Source organism: Chelatococcus asaccharovorans, assembly GCF_003201475.1.
Lineage (GTDB): Bacteria > Pseudomonadota > Alphaproteobacteria > Rhizobiales > Beijerinckiaceae > Chelatococcus > Chelatococcus asaccharovorans.
The window spans coordinates 112132-128476 of the sequence record NZ_QJJK01000005.1 but is presented as its reverse complement, the minus strand read 5'-3'; the positions used below and the strand labels follow the sequence as shown (position 1 = coordinate 128476).

Below are 16345 nucleotides of genomic sequence, written 5' to 3'. Positions count from 1 at the left end.
GGATTTGCTCCAGCCGCCGTCAAGCCTTCGTTTGATCCTTTTCGGGCAGAGAATGGCGCATGATGAGCGGGGTCTGCGCCAGGGCGAAGACGATGGTGATCGGCATCGTCGCGAAGACCTTGAAGTTCACCCAGAAGTCGGTGGACTGGGTGCGCCAGACCACCTCGTTCAGACCTGCCAGAAAGAAAAAGAAAAGCCCCCAGCGCCAGGTGAGCTTTCGCCAGCCGTCCTCGTCCAGGTTGAACACGCTGTCGAAGACGACGGGTAGGAGCGGCTTGTTGAAGGCAAGGCCGCCGATGAGCACGCCGCCGAACAGGCAGTTCACGATGGTCGGCTTCAGCTTGATGAACAACTCGTCCTGCAGCGCGAGCGTGAGGCCGCCGAAGACCAGCACCACGATTCCCGAGACGATGGGCATGATGGGCAGGTGCCGCACCAGCGCGTAGTGAACCGCGAGTGCAACCGCCGTCGCGACCATGAAGATGGCCGTGGCCGTGAACAGGCCGGCACGCTGGTTGGCAAAAAAGAACACGACGAGGGGGCCGAGCTCAAGGGCCAGCTTGAGCAAAGGGTTGAGCGGCTTTCGCTTGGGATCGGTCATGGGATGATGTCTGCCTGTTCCGCCACAAGCCGTCAACTCCGGCGGAGCAAATCCGTCTGTTGCGGATTTGCTCCGCGTCAAATGTGCTCTGGCTTGCGCCATCCATCGCGACCCCGGGATCCTCGGCTCAGATTTTTCGGCGGTTCATGTCACATTCCACAGCGCCCGCTCGTCTCAGCATTGCAGTGTTTCCAAAGGCCGGAGACGGCAAAAGGACACGGCAAAGGACATGGCAAAAGGACATGGAGCGAGACATGAAGCCGAGATTGAACCCCTATACCGCCGCGCCTGAGACGATGAGCGCGATGCTCGATCTGGAGAAGCGCGCGTTTGGCAGCGGGCTTGAGCATAGCCTGCTCGAACTCGTGAAGACGCGCGCGTCGCAGATCAACGGCTGCGCCTTCTGCATTCACATGCACACCCGCGATGCGCGCGCCGCCGGTGAGACGGAGGAGCGGCTCTATCTGCTGGACGCCTGGCGGGAGTCGCCGCTTTATACAGACCGGGAGCGTGCCGCGCTCGCCTGGACCGAGGCCTTGACCCTGGTGTCGAAGACCCATGCGCCGGATGAGGACTACGAGGCCATGAAGCGGGAATTCTCGGAGGAGGAGCAGGTCAAGCTGACGCTGATGATCGCGACGATCAATGCGTGGAACCGCTTTGCCATCGGTTTCCGGGCCATCCATCCCATGCCGAAACGGCAAGACGCCGAGTGACCGCACCGTGAGTGACAGCGCTCCTGATCAGGATGCTGCGCGCGCCGACGCCTTCACGGCGGCGCGCCCGCGCCTGATCCGCCTGGCCTACCGCATGCTCGGATCCCTCACGGAGGCCGAGGATATCGTGCAGGAGGCGTATATCCGCTGGCATCATCGCGAACCCGCAGGGATCCGCGAGCCGGCCGCTTTCCTCTCGCGGATCGTCACCAATCTCTGCCTCGACCAGCTCAAGTCCGCGCGTGTCAAGCGGGAGAGCTATGTGGGGCCGTGGCTGCCCGAGCCGATCGTCGATCCGCTCGCCGAGGACGGCGGGGACGATATAACCGTCACGCTGATGCTGGCGCTCGAGCGCCTGTCACCCCTCGAGCGGGCCGCCTTTCTGCTCCATGATGTCTTCGGCGTCGGCTTCGACGAGATTGCCATGTCGCTGAAGCGCGACCCGGCAGCCTGCCGGCAGCTGGCGCGGCGTGCCCGCGCGCATGTGCAGGCGGCGCGCCCCCGCTTCCCGGTTTCGCCCGAGCGGGGCCGGGACCTCGCGGAGGCCTTCCTCAACGCCTCCATCAAAGGCGACATGCAGGGATTGCAGGCCCTCCTCGCCGAGGATGTCGTGCTTTATGGCGACGGTGGCGGCAAGGTCGCCGCGACCTTCAATCCCATCTTCGGCCCGGCCAAGGTGTCGCGCTTCTTCCAGGGCTTGAGCCGCAAGAAGGGCTACGGGCCGACGATCGTCCTGCGGCGCTGTGTCATCGATGGGCTGCCCGGCTTCGTGACCATCGACGGCCGGGGCCTTCTGCAGACGACGGCGCTGGCGATCGATGCGGGCCGCATCAAGGCGATCTACACCGTTCGCAATCCCGACAAGCTCAGGCATGTGGCCGAGGGCCTTCCGCCGCTTGCGTCCTGAGATCAGGCGACATGCGGTGCTTCGTGCGGGGGATGCGCGGGAGCCTCCGCGTCATCCCGGAAGCCGCAAAGCGGCTGTCTGGGATCCATGAACACTGCCCATTCGGCAAAAAGGCATCTTCACCAAGAAGGCAGATTGCGCAAAGGCTAGCGCAAGTCCGTCTGTTGCGGACTTGGCGGCACTCCAAAATAAACGAGCAAATTCACCGGCTTGGATGGTATCAGACGATTCCATCTAAGCCGGATTTGCTCTAACAGCCACTCACTGCCCGTATCGGTTCTGGATCCCGGGCCCGAGCTTATGCTCGTCCCGGGATGACCCGCCGTGGAAATCGACGCTGGCCTTTGACATTGGCATGGAACCGGTGCCACGAAGGCGGGAGCCTTTGCCTCATCCTTAACCAATCTCGCCGATGCCTTTTCCCTCCCTCGTCATCTATGTCCTGGCCGCCCTGGCGGAGATTGCTGGTTGCTTTGCCTTCTGGGCATGGCTGCGCCTTGGCTACAGCGCGCTCTGGCTCATACCCGGCGTCGCGTCGCTGGCCGCCTTCGCCTATTTCCTCACGCTGGTCGACGCGGCCGCGGCCGGACGCGCCTATGCGGCCTACGGCGGCATCTATATCGTGATGTCGCTGATCTGGCTCTGGCGTGCTGAAGGCATCGCTCCGGATCGCTGGGATATTGCCGGGGGCGCCATATGCCTCCTTGGGGCGGGGGTCATCCTGCTTGGCCCCCGGGCCGTGTGAGCCGCCCGTCGCTCAGGCGTCAAGGCCGGCGATGGCCCGCGCGAAATCGCGCGCGGTGAAGGGTTCCAGATCCTCCACGCCCTCGCCGACGCCGATGAAATGCACCGGCAGCCCGGTCTTGTCAGCGAGAGCCACGAGGATGCCGCCGCGCGCCGTGCCGTCGAGCTTGGTCATCACGAGGCCGGTGACGCCGGCCGTCTTGCCGAAGATCTCCGCCTGATTGAGCGCGTTCTGGCCGGTGGTGGCATCCAGCACCAGGAGGACCGCATGGGGCGCCTCCGCGTCCATCTTGCGCATCACGCGGACGATCTTCTCGAGCTCGGCCATGAGGCCCGCCTTGTTCTGCAAGCGCCCGGCGGTGTCGACGATCAGCACGTCGGTTCCCGTGTCGCGCGCCGACTGCAGGGCGTCGAAGGCAAGGCCTGCTGCATCCGCGCCCTGGTCGCGCGCCACCACGGTCGCGCCTGTGCGGGTGCCCCAGACCTTGAGCTGCTCGACGGCGGCCGCGCGGAAGGTGTCGCCGGCCGCGAGCATGACGGAGCGGCCCTCGGCGCGGTATTTGGCGGCAAGCTTGCCGATGGTGGTCGTCTTGCCGGAGCCGTTGACGCCGACCATCAGGATCACGAATGGCTTCTTGTCCGCTGCGACCACGAGAGGCTTGGCGACAGGCACCAGCACCGCTTCGATCTCGCGGGCAAGCACGCCTTTCACCTCGTCCGGGTCGATCGCGCGATCATGCCGGCCCTTGCCGATGGCCTCCGTCACGCGTGCCGCCATGGCGACGCCAAGGTCGGCCTGGATGAGGATGTCCTCCAGCTCCTCGAGGGTGGCGGCGTCGAATTTGCGTTTGGTGAAGAGATCGGTGATCCCCGTGCCGATCGACGAGGATGTCCGCTTCAGGCCGGCTGTCAGCCGCTGCCACCAGCTCGCGGGCTTCCCGGGAGCGGGGACGGGGGCCGCCGGCGCGGGCTCAGGCTCTGGCTCCATGGATTCCGGCGCGGCAGCCTCGGGCGCGGTCTCGCGTGGCGCGTCGGGTAGAAAGGGCGCCGGCGGCGTGTCGTCCGTCTCCGCGACGGGGCGGGGTTCGGCCGCGCCGGCAGGCGGGGTGTCCGCCACGGCCGGCGGCTGCACGATCGGCGATAGGGGGGAATCGTCCGCCTGCGGTGCGGGCGGCACATCGGCGACATTCGGCCCGGTCTGGTCCTTGCGGCGGCCGAACAGCCGCTCCAGCATCGTCCGCTTCTCGTTCTCAGCCATTGTCGCCTTCTACCCTACTGCTCACCATTCTGCACATGTCGCCGCCGTCCGCCCCGGACACTGGGATCCATGACACTGGGATCCATGCCCCGTCCGCAAAAACACCGCTTGCCGAGGGCCACCTGAAACGCTAGCCCACAGCAGGAGCCACGTTATGAATGAAGACAGGCCGGACGGCACGCATGCATCGCAGGACATCATGCGCCGCCTTCTCTACCGCGATGCGCTCATGCTCGTCATCGACAAACCGGCCGGTCTTGCCGTTCATCGCGATTCCAAGGGGGGTGAAACCCTCTCCGACCATCTCGACGTGTTGCGTTTCGGCCTGCCGCGCCGGCCGGAACTCGCCCATCGGCTGGATCGCGAGACCTCCGGCTGTCTCGTGCTCGGCCGCCACCGCAAGGCACTGGAGCGGCTCGGACGGCTGTTCGCCGAGGGCAAGGTCACGAAGACCTACTGGGCGATCGTCGAGGGAACGCCGGATGGTGACGCGGGTGAGATCGCGCTTCCCTTAAGCCAGGTCGAGCATGACCAGGGCTGGAACATGCAGGTCGATCCCGCAGGCCTGCCGGCCCTCACGCGCTGGCGCGTGCTGGGGCGGCTCGACGGCAAGAGCTGGCTCGCCCTGGAGCCCTTGACGGGCCGCACCCACCAGTTGCGCGTGCATTGCGCCACCATGGGCTGGCCGATCCTGGGCGATGGTGTCTACGGCCGGGCAACGCGCTCGGCCGGCCGCCTGCATCTCCACGCCCGCGCCGTGAGCGTGCCGCTTTACCCGAAGCGTGCGCCGATCGTCGTGGAGGCGCCGATCCCGCTGCGCATGCGCCGGCAGTTCGCGCAGTTCGGCGTGGACGAGGATTGATGCGGGGCGCCCCGGTCAGGCCGCGAGCAATTCGTGCCCGTCGTGGCCGGCGATGGTGACGTTCATGATGCGGCCGGGAACGGCGGCGGCGGCGAGGCGCACCAGCGTGAAGCCCTCGGTGCGGCCGATTTCTGCATTCTCGGTGAGCACCGGAACCTGACGGCCGACCTCCCCCGCGAGATGGCGGGCGAGCGCCTCGGCGCCTTTTTCGCGGAGGCGGCGCGCACGGTCCTTGACGACGGAGCGGTCGACCTGCGGCATCCGCGCCGCCGGGGTGCCGGGACGGGGCGAGAAGGGGAAGACGTGGAGATGTGTCAGGTCGCATTCATCGACAATGGCGAGCGAGCGCGCGAACATCTCTTCGGTCTCGGTCGGGAAGCCGGCGATGATGTCGGCGCCGAACACCACATCGGGTCTCAGCTTGCGGATATCCGCGCAGAAGCGGATGGCATCGTCGCGCAGGTGGCGGCGCTTCATGCGCTTCAGGATGAGGTCGTCGCCTGACTGCAGGGAGAGATGCAGATGCGGCATGAGGCGCGGCTCGGTGGCGAGCGCCTCGAGCAGATCGTCGTCGGCCTCTACGGAGTCGATCGACGAGATGCGCAACCGCGGCAGCTCCGGGACATGCTTGAGGATCTGTTTGACGAGGCGCCCGAGCGTCGGCGTGCCGGGGAGGTCACGGCCGTAGCTCGTGATGTCGACGCCCGTCACGACGACCTCGCCGCAGCCGTTCTCCGTGAGGCTCCGCACCTGATCGACGACGGCGCCCATGGCGACGGAGCGGGAGTTGCCGCGGCCATAGGGAATGATGCAGAAGGTGCAGCGGTGATCGCAGCCGTTCTGCACCTGCACGAAGGCGCGGGGCAGCCCCCCGTAGCCATCGACCAGATGGCCAGCGGTTTCCTTCACCGCCATGATGTCGCCGACCAGGATGCGCTCTGCGGGGACTGCGCCGGCAAGAGAGGTTCCAGCAACCGCGGCCCAGGTGCCGGCCTGCATCTTCTCGGCGTTACCGATGACGTGGTCGACCTCCGCCATGGCGGCGAAACGCGCCGGCTCGACCTGGGCGGCGCAGCCGGTGACGACGATGCGGGCGTCCGGCCGTTCGCGACGCAGCCTGCGGATGGTCTGGCGGGCCTGACGGCTCGCCTCGGCCGTCACCGCGCAGGTGTTGATGATGACGAGGTCGTCGGCTCCGGCGGCGTCGGCATGGCGCTTCATCGCCTCCGCTTCGTAGGTGTTCAGCCGGCAGCCGAAGGTGACGACGTCGATCGCCATCAGGCGGCGCCCGCGAAGAGCTGCGGTGGGAAGCGGTCCTCCCACTCGAAGGCGACGGCGCCTGTCATGAGGACATGGCTGTCGCTCTCCCGCCAGGTGATCGTGAGGTCGCCACCGGGCAGGCTGACGACAACCTCACGATCGGTGAGGTTCTTGCGCGCGGCCGCAACGGCCGCGGCACAGGCGGCCGATCCGCAGGCGCGCGTGATGCCGGCGCCGCGTTCCCACACCCAGAGGTCGAGGTGACGACGGTCCTTCACGGCGGCGAGCGAGATATTGGCCCGCTCGGGAAAGATGGGGTGGTTCTCGAGCAGCGGGCCAATGGTCGGCAGGTCATAGGCCTTCACGTCATCCACCCAGAAGATTGCGTGGGGATTGCCCATGTTCACCACGGACGGCGAATGCAGGATGGGCGCGTCGATCGGCCCGATCTGCAATTCGATCGCTCGGGTGTCGCGGAACGCCTCCGCCAGCGGGATCTCGTCCCAGCCGAACCGCGGCGCGCCCATGTCGACCGTGAAGGTGAGTTCATCGACGCGGGTGGAGGGCAGGAGGCCGGCGGAGGTCTCCAGTGTCAGGCTGTCGCGGTCGCCGTCCTTCATGAGGTGCCAGGCTACGCAGCGCGTGCCGTTGCCGCAGGCCGCCGATTCCGAGCCGTCGGTGTTGTAGATGCGCATGAAGGCATCCGTGCCCGGCGTGACGGGCGCGTGCAGCACCATCAGCTGGTCGAACCGCGAGCGGGGATGGCCGGCGATGGCCCGCGCTTCCGCCGGCGTCACGACATGGCCCGCGCCGCGCAGATCGAGTACGACGATCTCGTTGCCGATGCCGTTCATCTTGGCGAAGGGGTGGTTGGCGAGCGCGCTCATGGGTTTGCCGGTGGTGCAAGCATGGTGAGAGATAGGGGCCTTGTAGAATGATTGCGAGAGGGTGCCAATCCGTCAGTGGCGTCATGGCTTTATGTTATTTGCGAGCTATAACGCCTTCTGCCGCAAATAAGCACGAAATCGCGATGATCATCCACCAAAGCATCTCTCGCTCGCGGACGCGGAGAATCGTATCGTTGCGGCGAGCGAAGAGGTTGCGATTCGCGGCGGTGGCGAGGAGCCAGGCAATGATGGGGAGCCGGGCATTGGGAGAAGTCACAATCTCGCAAATCGTGCCTCGTCCGGGTGCGCGTCACAAGGCGCGTGGCCTTGGCCGACCCGGAACATCGAAGCCGGTCGCCGCATGGATCTTGCCCGGGCTGGTTATGGCGGCGCTCCTCGTCGCAGCCACGGCTCTTTCGCCCGGTGCCTTTGCGCAAGGAGGCGCACAACCCCCCGCCACGTCCTCCCCTGCACCGGCGCCGGCGGACGGATCACCGGCCGCGTCACGAGCCGCCGAGGACTTGCCGGCCCTCGTGCCCTTGACGGGCAACAGCGGCGACGCGGAGGACGTGATGCTCCCGGAAAAGCCGGCCGCAGTTCTGCGGGGCGGTGAGAGCACGTGGGACGACGGCTTCAAGAATCTGACCGAGAGTTTTGCCCGCATTCAGGATGCTCTGGCGAAGGCGGGATTGAAGCCGGCTGGGCGACCGCTCGCGGTGTTCCTGTCGGCCGACGACACGCATTTCCGTTTCGAAGCCATGGTGCCCTTGGCCGCGCCGTTTCCCGGCGGAGGCGAGATCGCGCCCGGCATCACGGCCGGCGTGACTCCTTCCGGACGGGCCCTGCGCTTCGTGCACAAGGCCCCTTACGACGAAATCGATACGACCTACGAGGCCATTACCGCCTATCTCGACTCGAAGAACATGGTCGCGAAGGATGCCTTCATCGAGGAATATTCGTCGCGCACCATGGACCCGGATGATCCGGACCTGGAGATCAACGTCTACGTGCAGCCCAAATAGGGGCGCGATCGGCTGACCTCACCGCGCCAGCCGGCGCAGCGTGCGCCGGCCTGAGGCCGCGATGTTGCGGAATAGCCGTAGCATCCGCGCCACGAAGCCGTCGCCGCTTGCATGGCGGATATAAGCGGCGGCCGCGCGATGAGCCCGGGACTGGTAGGCGACATCGTGGAAATACCGCAGCTTCGTGACCTCCGCGATGAGCGTATCCTTCTCGAAGGCGGCGATGCGCCTGATTTCCCGGGCCCGCTCCTCCGACACGCGGGCGAGTTCGCGGCAATAATCGATCTCTGCCTTCTGCTCCGCGTCGACCTTTTTCAGACCTTCTATCTCCGCGTTCCGCGCGGCCTCGGCCGCCCGCAGGTGTTCCATCTCTGCGTTCTGGGCGGCCGCGGCAGTCCGCAGATGCTCTATCTCCGCGTTCTGCGCGGCATTGACCTTCCGCAGGCGCTCGACCTCGAGCCAGTATTCAAGGTAGCTCGGCCGCGATATCGGCGCCACGAGCTGCGTCGTCGGCACAGTTGCGTTCCATAGCCCGACGAAGAAGGTCGAAGTTTCCGGTTCGACGCTCTGGTCTTTCTGGGCAGGAAGCATGAAGGAGCGCTCGAGAGGCACGGGCCGGAGGGCGAGGTCCATAGCGGTATCCGCGCTTCGCAGCTCGTCCGTGTCACAGTCGAGGATCGTGAGCCCTGTCAGCGGCGTTCCGAGAAGCCATTGGGTCGCCGGTCCCAGGACGGCTTCCGCCGTCTCCCTGAACTCCTTCAGGGTGTAGGTGCGCTGGTGGTAGGGGTTCTTGATCCCGCGGCTCGCTTCGAGGCTGTCATTGGGGCAACTGACGATGATCGTGCCGTCGGGCGCCATGAGGTTACGGAGATTGCCCAGTAAACGCCCGGGGTCCGCCACATGTTCGATCGTCTCGAAACAGGTGATAAGGTCGAACGGTCCGAACTGCCGCACGGCTTTGGCGCTCAGCGCGTCGCCGACCGCGAATGTGACACCTGTTTGTCCGAAGCGTGCCTTGGCGGAAGCGATCGCCTCGCCGGAGATGTCGATGCCAACGACCGAAGCGGCCCCGGACGATTTCAGGAAGCTCGTCCCGTAGCCCTCGCCACAGGCGATGTCGAGCACGCGCTTTCCACCGCACAATGGCTGCGCGAGGATGTAGCGCGCCACGTGCTCTGCCGCGAGCATGGCGTTGTAGGGCATTGCTCCAGGGGTGAAGCTCAATCGCTCAGCCATGACAAAGGATCTCCGGGAGGCGAGCCGACGATGCAGCCGGGGCAGGACGCGGCGCAGGGCTGAACAATTCGGCGACGCGAGCGCGGTGAGCCTTGTAGGAATGCTGGCGCTCGATCAGCGCAAGAGCGCCATTGCTGTAGGATTGGATCCGCGATGGATCACGGTGCAGACGGAGCAATGCCCTGACATAGGCCTCCGCCATGGCCTCGTTGTCCTCGATATTGGGCAGGAGGAGCCCGGTTTCCCCATCGATCACCACCTCGGGAATGCCGCCTACAGCGGGCGCGATCACAGCCAGGCCATGGCTCATCGCCTCAAGTATGGTGTTGGGTATGCCGTCGAAGTAGCTCGTATACATGAATATCGAATAGTTGTTCGTGGGGAGCGAATCGAAGCCGTTGTAGGCTCCGTGGAAGGTCAGGTTCTTGAGCCCTTCAAGCCGTGCCGGGGGGAGGCCGCCAAAGACGGCGCCGCCGTATACGTGGATATGCGCTGAGGGGAGCTGGCGCTCCAAACGCCTGGCGATCAGCGGCAGAAGTTCCGGACGCTTTTGGGAATCGAGCCGCGATGCCCATAGAATATGGCAAGCCGCGTCCGCGGTCCGCGGAGCCGCGGTGGTGGGTCCGCGGACGGGGGCATAGAGGCATTGCCATTTGTCCTCGCAAAAGCCCACCCGGCGGCGATCGTTGTTGATCATCGTCATGCTATCGCAGATGATCATCGAGAATGCGTCGAAGTTATGCGCAATCATGTCGAGCGGGCTATGGCAGATGAAAATCTCGCCATTTCTCACCTGATAAGTTTCTGTAAAATTATAGTATATACATTCGAAATTGCGAGCCAAGCGTCCGAAATATTTGAGAAATTGCCCCACGAAAGCTGATTCACGCATGTGAATACGCGCCTTCGGCGTCCGTGACTGCAGCAGCTTAAGCGTCAGAAGGCAGCGTTGATCCAGTGACAATTTACTGCACAGACTTCCCAGATCCAGGATCGTCGCGTTGGGTGGCACGCGATCTTCCCAGGAAGGCGCCGGACAATTCTCACCGAAGATCAGAAGCGTATTGGCGAGCGGATCGCTCGTGTACATCGCATCGAGAAGCTCTAGGACGTATTTTTCAGCGCCGCCGCGCGCCATGAATGGCAGCAGAAAGACTTCGTCGAAAGAGGTGTCGCCGATCGCCTGACATAGCTCGTAATATGCGACACCTGCCGACAGGTCGTGGAGCGAGTTGGAGCCGATTGGGCAGTCGTCGAAATGGGGCAGCGCAATCAGGGGTTCTATCGCGTTGGCCGCGTTGATTTCCCTGCTGATGTCGGGGCGGCTGGCGAGGCTGCGGTTGGGCGGGTCTCCCGGCTTGCTGGCGCCTGGCGCATCCGCGACAACGCGGTAATAGGGCGCGCAGATCTCGATATAGGTTTTGGGATCGAACAGCGGGCTCGGCGGAATCTGACGCGTGGAGCCGGCATCGGACTGCCTGAGCAGGCTATCCGGCCGCTGCCGGTAAAAAAGAATGGTGCCCGGCGCAACACTCATGTCAAAGCCTGCTGCCGCTGCCCGACTGTTGAAATGCCAATCCTCATAGGCATATCCCGCGGAGATCTGAACATCCGCGAACGGCAGTTGTCTGAAAATCTCACGATGTCCGCAAACGCGGGACACGAACGGATGCATATCGACGAAGGCGAGCGGCGTGACCGTGGTCAGGTCGCGATAAGCCCAGATATGATAGCTCGCGCCGAAGGCAAAGAGATATGCGGGAAAGATTAGACAGTCGGGGCCGGCGCGACGCGTTGCCCGAATGGTCTCCAACAGAAAGTTGGTCGAAACGAGATCGTCTGCGTCGGCGGTCAGAATCAGTTCGCCCTGCGCTCGTGCGATGCCATCATTTCGCGACAAACCAAGCGAACCGTTGTCGACTTCGATAATCTCTACGTGGCCGTAGCTGCCAAGATCGTGCCCAGCGAGAACGGCGCGCGTCGCATCGTTGCTCCGATCGAGCACGGCCACGAGCTCGATGACAAGTCCCTCGGCGCGGGCGACTGCAAGTGCTGCATCCAAGGACAGGAGGGTGCGCTTCAGGAAGACGGCTTCACGATGGATATTCAGAATGATTGACGCGTCCAGTGACCGGAAAGGCTCCACGATGATATTTCCTCAGAGAAATTCATAATTCCGCGGATGATCTAACGTAACACAGAGATGTGGTCAATTTTACGCGATGATTGTGACTTAATGGATATTATATCCAGAAAATAATAGAAAAATATTACATATAAAAAAGAGGGCTTCGCGGTGGAGTTTCTTGTAAACCAACTCGGGTGCGCTCTTTGATCTTGGCAATGGCGGTGGGCGATGGAATGCGCAAATTCTCGCCAGACCTTAACCCACAAATGGGGCGCCGGCCGTGCCCGCGACAGCGTGGGATGCAGGATCCACGGGCGAGGGGTGCACCCTGCGCCCATGGCGGACAGGGCGTACGGGGGAAACGAGCGGCAAATCTTGACTCATCGGTGCCCGTGGCCCATAAGGCGCCCATATTTGCCCGAACCTTGCCGTGTTCGAGAGCCGCCGACTGGTCCGAGAGACCGGAGGTCAACGTCCGACAGCGCTGTGCGCCCTCGGGCGTGTTCGCGCTTGAAGACGGTCTTGGGGCGGGGCGAACGAGAGCAAATCCGACGCGGACGGACGCATCTGTCTCCGTCCGCGTCGGTGAATTTGCTCGCTCATTTTTAAGTGGAGCAAATCCGCAACAGACGGACTTGCGCGAGGAGCAGGCATGGCATCGGCTGATACGCCATTGAGGATTGAAGACGCGATCAACGCGCTGTGCCCATGGTCCGGGCAGCCGATCGCGGCTGACAGCCTCACCCGATACGAGGGGGCGGTCGTCGGCTTCAGCAATCCCGACAGCCGGGACCAGTTCGAGACGGCCATCAAGCATTTCGCGGCGGCGTTGGCCGTTCGGCGTGCGACCCGCGCCGGACAGATGGAGGAGTGAACTTTGTTCGACAATCTCTCCGATAAGCTCTCCGGCATTTTCAATGCGCTGACCAAGCGCGGCGCCTTGTCCGAGGAAGACGTCAACGCCGCGCTCCGCGAGGTCCGCCGCGCCCTGCTCGAGGCGGACGTGGCGCTGGAAGTCGCGCGCAGCTTCATCGACAAGGTGCGCAGCCGTGCCGTCGGCGCCGAGGTCATCAAGTCGGTGACCCCCGGCCAGATGGTCGTGAAGATCGTGCACGACGAATTGGTGGCGATGCTCGGCGCCGAGGCCGAAGGCATCGATCTCGAGGCGCCGGCGCCGGTCGGTATCCTGATGGTCGGCCTGCAGGGCTCGGGCAAGACCACCACGACGGCGAAGATCGCCAAGCGCCTGACGGAAAAGGCCAAGCGCCGCGTGCTGCTGGCGTCGCTCGATACGCGCCGCCCTGCTGCCATGGAACAGCTCGCCGTGCTCGGCAAGCAGGTCGGCGTCGAGACGCTGCCGATAGTCGCCGGCCAGTCCGCCGTGCAGATCGCCCGCCGTGCCATGGAGGCGGCGCGCCTCGGCGGCTTCGACGTGGTCATGCTCGACACCGCCGGCCGCGTGACGCTCGATGAGGCGCTGATGCTGGAGGCGGCGGAGGTGAAGGCCGTGGCTCAGCCGCACGAGGTGCTGCTGGTCGCCGACAGCCTCACCGGCCAGGACGCCGTGAATACGGCGAAGGCCTTCGACGGCCGGCTCGGGCTCACCGGCATCGTGCTGACCCGTATGGACGGTGACGGCCGTGGTGGTGCGGCGCTCTCCATGCGCGCCGTGACAGGCAAGCCGATCAAGCTCGTCGGTACCGGCGAAAAGGTCGATGCGCTGGAGGATTTCCATCCGGCGCGCGTCGCCAACCGCATTCTCGGCATGGGCGACATCGTCTCGCTGGTGGAGAAGGCGGCGGAGAGCTTCGACGCCGACCGTGCCAAGCGCATGGCCGAGAAGATGCGCAAGGGCTCCTTCGATCTCGAGGACCTGCGTGACCAGCTCGCCCAGATGGAAAAGCTCGGCGGCATGGGCGGCCTGCTCGGCATGCTCCCCGGCATCGCCAAGATGAAGTCCCAGATCGCGAGTGCCAATCTCGACGACAGGGTGGTGAAGCGCCAGACCGCCATCATCGACTCGATGACGGTGAAGGAGCGTCGCAATCCGGACCTCCTCAAGGCCAGCCGCAAGAAGCGCATCGCGGCCGGCTCCGGCACCAAGGTCGAGGACGTCAACAAGCTCCTGAAGATGCATCGCACCATGGCCGACGTCATGAAGTCCATGGGCAAGGGCGGTCGTGGTGGCATCGCAGGCGCGCTCGGCAACATGTTCGGGCTCGGCGGGGGCATGCCCAATATCGATCCCTCCAAGATGACGCCGGAGATGCTGGAGCAGATGAAATCGCAACTGCCTGCCGGGCTTGGTGGTGGCGGGCTGCCCGCGCTGCCGCCCGGCGGCTTCGGCGCGCCCAAGCTTCCCGGTATGGGTGGGGGACTTCCCGGCCTTGGGCCGAAACTGCCCGGGCTCGGCGGGTTTCCCGGATTTGGGAAGAAGAAGTGATGGACGCGCATCCTGAATTGCTGCGCCTGCGCGGCAGCATCGATAACATCGACGCGGCGCTGGTGCATCTTCTGGCCGAGCGCTTCAAATGCACCCAGGCGGTCGGCGAATACAAGGCGACGCACGATTTGCCGCCCGCGGATCCGAGCCGCGAGGCCCGGCAGATCGCCCGCTTGCGGGCCCTCGCCGCCGACGCCCATCTCGACCCCGACTTCGCCGAGAAGTTCTTGAACTTCATCGTCAAGGAAGTGATCCGGCATCACGAAACCATCAAGAGCCGGCAGAACCAGGGCGCCTGAGGCGCCTGCTATCGTTAGACCTGAGGAGTAGTCTTTAATGTCCCTGAAGATCCGTCTGACCCGTGGCGGCGCCAAGAAGCGTCCTTACTACCGCATCGTGGTTGCCGATGCCCGCGCCCCGCGTGACGGGCGTTTCATCGAGCGCATCGGCGCCTATGATCCGATGAAGCCGAAGGATGATGCCACCCGCATCGTGCTCGATGTCGAGAAGGCCAAGGCCTGGCTCGCCAAGGGCGCCCAGCCGACCGACCGCGTGCTGCGCTTCCTCGATGCCGCCGGCGTCGCCAAGCGTCCGGCCCGCAACAACCCCAAGAAGGCCGAGCCGGGCAAGAAGGCCCAGGAGCGCGCGGCCGAGCGTGCTGCGGCTGCGGGCGCCGGGGCGGCCGAGGCGTAAGCCTGCGCCATGGCGAAGGAGCGCGCTCCGTCATTCCCGCCCCGGGGGCGTAAGCCGTCCTCGCGGATGGCTTCGTCCCACCCTCCGACGGAGGGCCGGGGCCGGGAAGGGGGCGCCGTTTCCCAGCCTGCGCCACCACCTCGGCCTCGCCACGAGGCCGGACCGGGCGCGCGCGCGGTCAAGCCGCGTCCCGGGCTTGTGCTCGTGGGCGAATTCGGCCGCGCGCACGGTGTGCGCGGCGAGGTCAGGCTCAAGTCCTTCACGGGTGAACCCCAAGCCATCAAGGACTACGCGCCGCTCGAGACAGCCGACGGCGCGCGCCGCTTCGTGCTGAGCCACGTGCGGCCGGCGGCGGGCCCGGCTGGCGATATGCTGGTGGCGCGCGTCGTCGGTGTCGACAGCCGCGACGCGGCCGAGGCCTTGAACCGCGTCGGTCTTTATATTCCGCGGGAGCGTCTGGCGCGCGATCTCGCGGAGGAGGAATTCCTGCAGGCCGATCTCATCGGCCTTGCGGTCCTCGCCGAGGACGGCACGCGCCTCGGAACGCTGGTCGGCCTTCATGATTTTGGCGCCGGTGACATCATCGAGGTCCGGGCGGTCGATAGTCCCGTGACGGCGATGGTGCCGTTCAGCAAGGCGGCCGTGCCCGTGGTGTCCGTCACGCAGGGCCATGTCGTCGTGGCCGACAAGGATCTGTTCGCGCCACCAGAGCCCCGCGATCCCGAGGATGACGACCGAGACGGCCGGACCTGAGGGCGATGAGCTGGCGCGCCACGATTCTCACCCTGTATCCGGAGATGTTTCCCGGCCCGCTCGGCACGAGCCTTTCGGGCGATGCCTTGGCGCGCGGGCTGTGGAGCCTTGAGGCGCGGCAGATCCGCGACCACGGCATCGGCCGCCACGCCAAGGTGGATGACACCCCCGCCGGTGGGGGGCCGGGCATGGTGCTGCGGGCGGATGTGCTGGCCTCGGCCATCGACGCGGCGGCTGACGAAGGCGACCTCCGGCCGCGGCTGCTGATGAGCCCGCGGGGCCGTCCCTTCACCCAGGCGGACGCACGCCGGTTCGCTGCCGGGCCCGGCCTTGTCATCGTCTGCGGTCGCTTCGAGGGCGTCGACGAGCGCGTCATCGCCGGGCGCGATCTCGCCGAGGTTTCGATTGGCGACTATGTGCTCTCCGGCGGCGAGATTCCGGCAATGGTGCTGACGGACGCCTGCGTGCGGCTGTTGCCGGGCGTGATGGGCGCCGGCGCGTCCGGAGACGAGGAGAGCTTCGAGAACGGGCTCCTCGAATATCCGCAGTATACGCGGCCGCGCGAATGGGAAGGCCGCTCCATTCCGGATGTTCTTCTGTCCGGTGACCATGGCGCCATTGCACGCTGGCGACGGCAGGAAGCCGAACGCCTGACGGCCGAGCGCCGGCCGGACCTGTTGACCTCACGATAAGGCCAGGCCGGGGCCTTGCGGATCGCGGCTTGCGCGGCCCGTCCAAACCGGTGACAGGCCCGCCTTGTGCCTCGACAGGACTGTCTGGCTGGTGTATAGCGCGCCATCCTCGGTGCCTCATGAGGCTCAGCGGATACCAATTC

Annotated in this window: 17 protein-coding genes; 11 read left to right on the top strand and 6 right to left on the bottom strand. The window is 65.3% G+C overall.

Translation table 11 applies throughout. The features are described from left to right. Positions 1-19: 19 nt before the first annotated feature. Positions 20-601, bottom strand: coding sequence for a septation protein A (locus C7450_RS12820; protein WP_110374852.1), 582 nt, complete (start codon positions 599-601; stop codon positions 20-22). A gap of 254 nt (positions 602-855) precedes the next feature. On the opposite strand from C7450_RS12820, the gene C7450_RS12815 reads away from it, so the two are divergent. From C7450_RS12815 to C7450_RS12805, 3 genes are all read left to right on the top strand, one after another. Next, positions 856-1317, top strand: coding sequence for a carboxymuconolactone decarboxylase family protein (locus C7450_RS12815; RefSeq protein WP_110374851.1), 462 nt, complete (start codon positions 856-858; stop codon positions 1315-1317). Between the two features lie 7 nt (positions 1318-1324). After that, on the top strand, positions 1325-2224 hold the full coding sequence (locus C7450_RS12810; protein WP_245449684.1) for a sigma-70 family RNA polymerase sigma factor: 900 nt from the start codon (positions 1325-1327) through the stop codon (positions 2222-2224). Positions 2225-2636: 412 nt separating this feature from the next. Continuing rightward, positions 2637-2969 carry a YnfA family protein gene (locus tag C7450_RS12805; RefSeq protein ID WP_110374849.1) on the top strand — a complete coding sequence of 111 codons (333 nt, stop codon included), beginning with the start codon at positions 2637-2639 and terminating at the stop codon, positions 2967-2969. A gap of 12 nt (positions 2970-2981) precedes the next feature. Here C7450_RS12805 and ftsY read toward each other — a convergent pair whose 3' ends face one another. After that, complete coding sequence (ftsY, locus tag C7450_RS12800; RefSeq protein WP_110374848.1) at positions 2982-4226, bottom strand: signal recognition particle-docking protein FtsY; 1245 nt, start codon at positions 4224-4226, stop codon at positions 2982-2984. Between the two features lie 154 nt (positions 4227-4380). Between ftsY and C7450_RS12795 the strand changes: the two genes are divergently transcribed. Further along, complete coding sequence (locus C7450_RS12795; protein WP_110374847.1) at positions 4381-5088, top strand: RluA family pseudouridine synthase; 708 nt, start codon at positions 4381-4383, stop codon at positions 5086-5088. Positions 5089-5103: 15 nt separating this feature from the next. Here C7450_RS12795 and mtaB read toward each other — a convergent pair whose 3' ends face one another. Beyond that, the gene (gene mtaB, locus C7450_RS12790) at positions 5104-6366 is read right to left on the bottom strand and encodes a tRNA (N(6)-L-threonylcarbamoyladenosine(37)-C(2))-methylthiotransferase MtaB (protein WP_110374846.1); all 1263 of its coding nucleotides are present in this window, start codon (positions 6364-6366) and stop codon (positions 5104-5106) included. Then, a complete protein-coding gene (dapF, locus tag C7450_RS12785) occupies positions 6366-7235 on the bottom strand; it encodes a diaminopimelate epimerase (RefSeq protein ID WP_110374845.1) in 870 nt (289 codons plus the stop codon). The genes mtaB and dapF overlap by 1 nt, the downstream gene beginning before the upstream one ends. Before the next feature lie 263 nt (positions 7236-7498). On the opposite strand from dapF, the gene C7450_RS12780 reads away from it, so the two are divergent. Beyond that, positions 7499-8257: a GyrI-like domain-containing protein gene (locus tag C7450_RS12780; RefSeq protein WP_245449682.1), complete on the top strand. Its 759-nt coding sequence runs from the start codon at positions 7499-7501 to the stop codon at positions 8255-8257. A gap of 18 nt (positions 8258-8275) precedes the next feature. Here C7450_RS12780 and C7450_RS12775 read toward each other — a convergent pair whose 3' ends face one another. Then, complete coding sequence (locus tag C7450_RS12775) at positions 8276-9493, bottom strand: class I SAM-dependent methyltransferase (RefSeq protein ID WP_110374843.1); 1218 nt, start codon at positions 9491-9493, stop codon at positions 8276-8278. After that, positions 9486-11639, bottom strand: coding sequence for a glycosyltransferase (locus C7450_RS12770; protein WP_110374842.1), 2154 nt, complete (start codon positions 11637-11639; stop codon positions 9486-9488). The genes C7450_RS12775 and C7450_RS12770 overlap by 8 nt, the downstream gene beginning before the upstream one ends. A gap of 634 nt (positions 11640-12273) precedes the next feature. Between C7450_RS12770 and C7450_RS12765 the strand changes: the two genes are divergently transcribed. The 6 genes from C7450_RS12765 to trmD all read left to right on the top strand — a co-directional run bounded on the left by C7450_RS12765 (position 12274) and on the right by trmD (position 16202). Continuing rightward, positions 12274-12495: a glutathione S-transferase gene (locus C7450_RS12765; protein ID WP_110374841.1), complete on the top strand. Its 222-nt coding sequence runs from the start codon at positions 12274-12276 to the stop codon at positions 12493-12495. 3 nt (positions 12496-12498) lie between these two features. Then, the gene (ffh, locus tag C7450_RS12760) at positions 12499-14064 is read left to right on the top strand and encodes a signal recognition particle protein (RefSeq protein ID WP_110374840.1); all 1566 of its coding nucleotides are present in this window, start codon (positions 12499-12501) and stop codon (positions 14062-14064) included. Further along, positions 14064-14363: a chorismate mutase gene (locus C7450_RS12755; RefSeq protein ID WP_110374839.1), complete on the top strand. Its 300-nt coding sequence runs from the start codon at positions 14064-14066 to the stop codon at positions 14361-14363. Before ffh ends, C7450_RS12755 begins: the two co-directional genes overlap by 1 nt. Positions 14364-14400: 37 nt before the next feature. Next, positions 14401-14757, top strand: coding sequence for a 30S ribosomal protein S16 (gene rpsP, locus C7450_RS12750; RefSeq protein WP_110374838.1), 357 nt, complete (start codon positions 14401-14403; stop codon positions 14755-14757). A gap of 204 nt (positions 14758-14961) precedes the next feature. Then, on the top strand, positions 14962-15510 hold the full coding sequence (gene rimM, locus C7450_RS12745) for a ribosome maturation factor RimM (protein ID WP_245449680.1): 549 nt from the start codon (positions 14962-14964) through the stop codon (positions 15508-15510). 5 nt (positions 15511-15515) lie between these two features. Beyond that, positions 15516-16202: a tRNA (guanosine(37)-N1)-methyltransferase TrmD gene (gene trmD, locus C7450_RS12740; protein WP_110374837.1), complete on the top strand. Its 687-nt coding sequence runs from the start codon at positions 15516-15518 to the stop codon at positions 16200-16202. Positions 16203-16345: the final 143 nt, after the last annotated feature.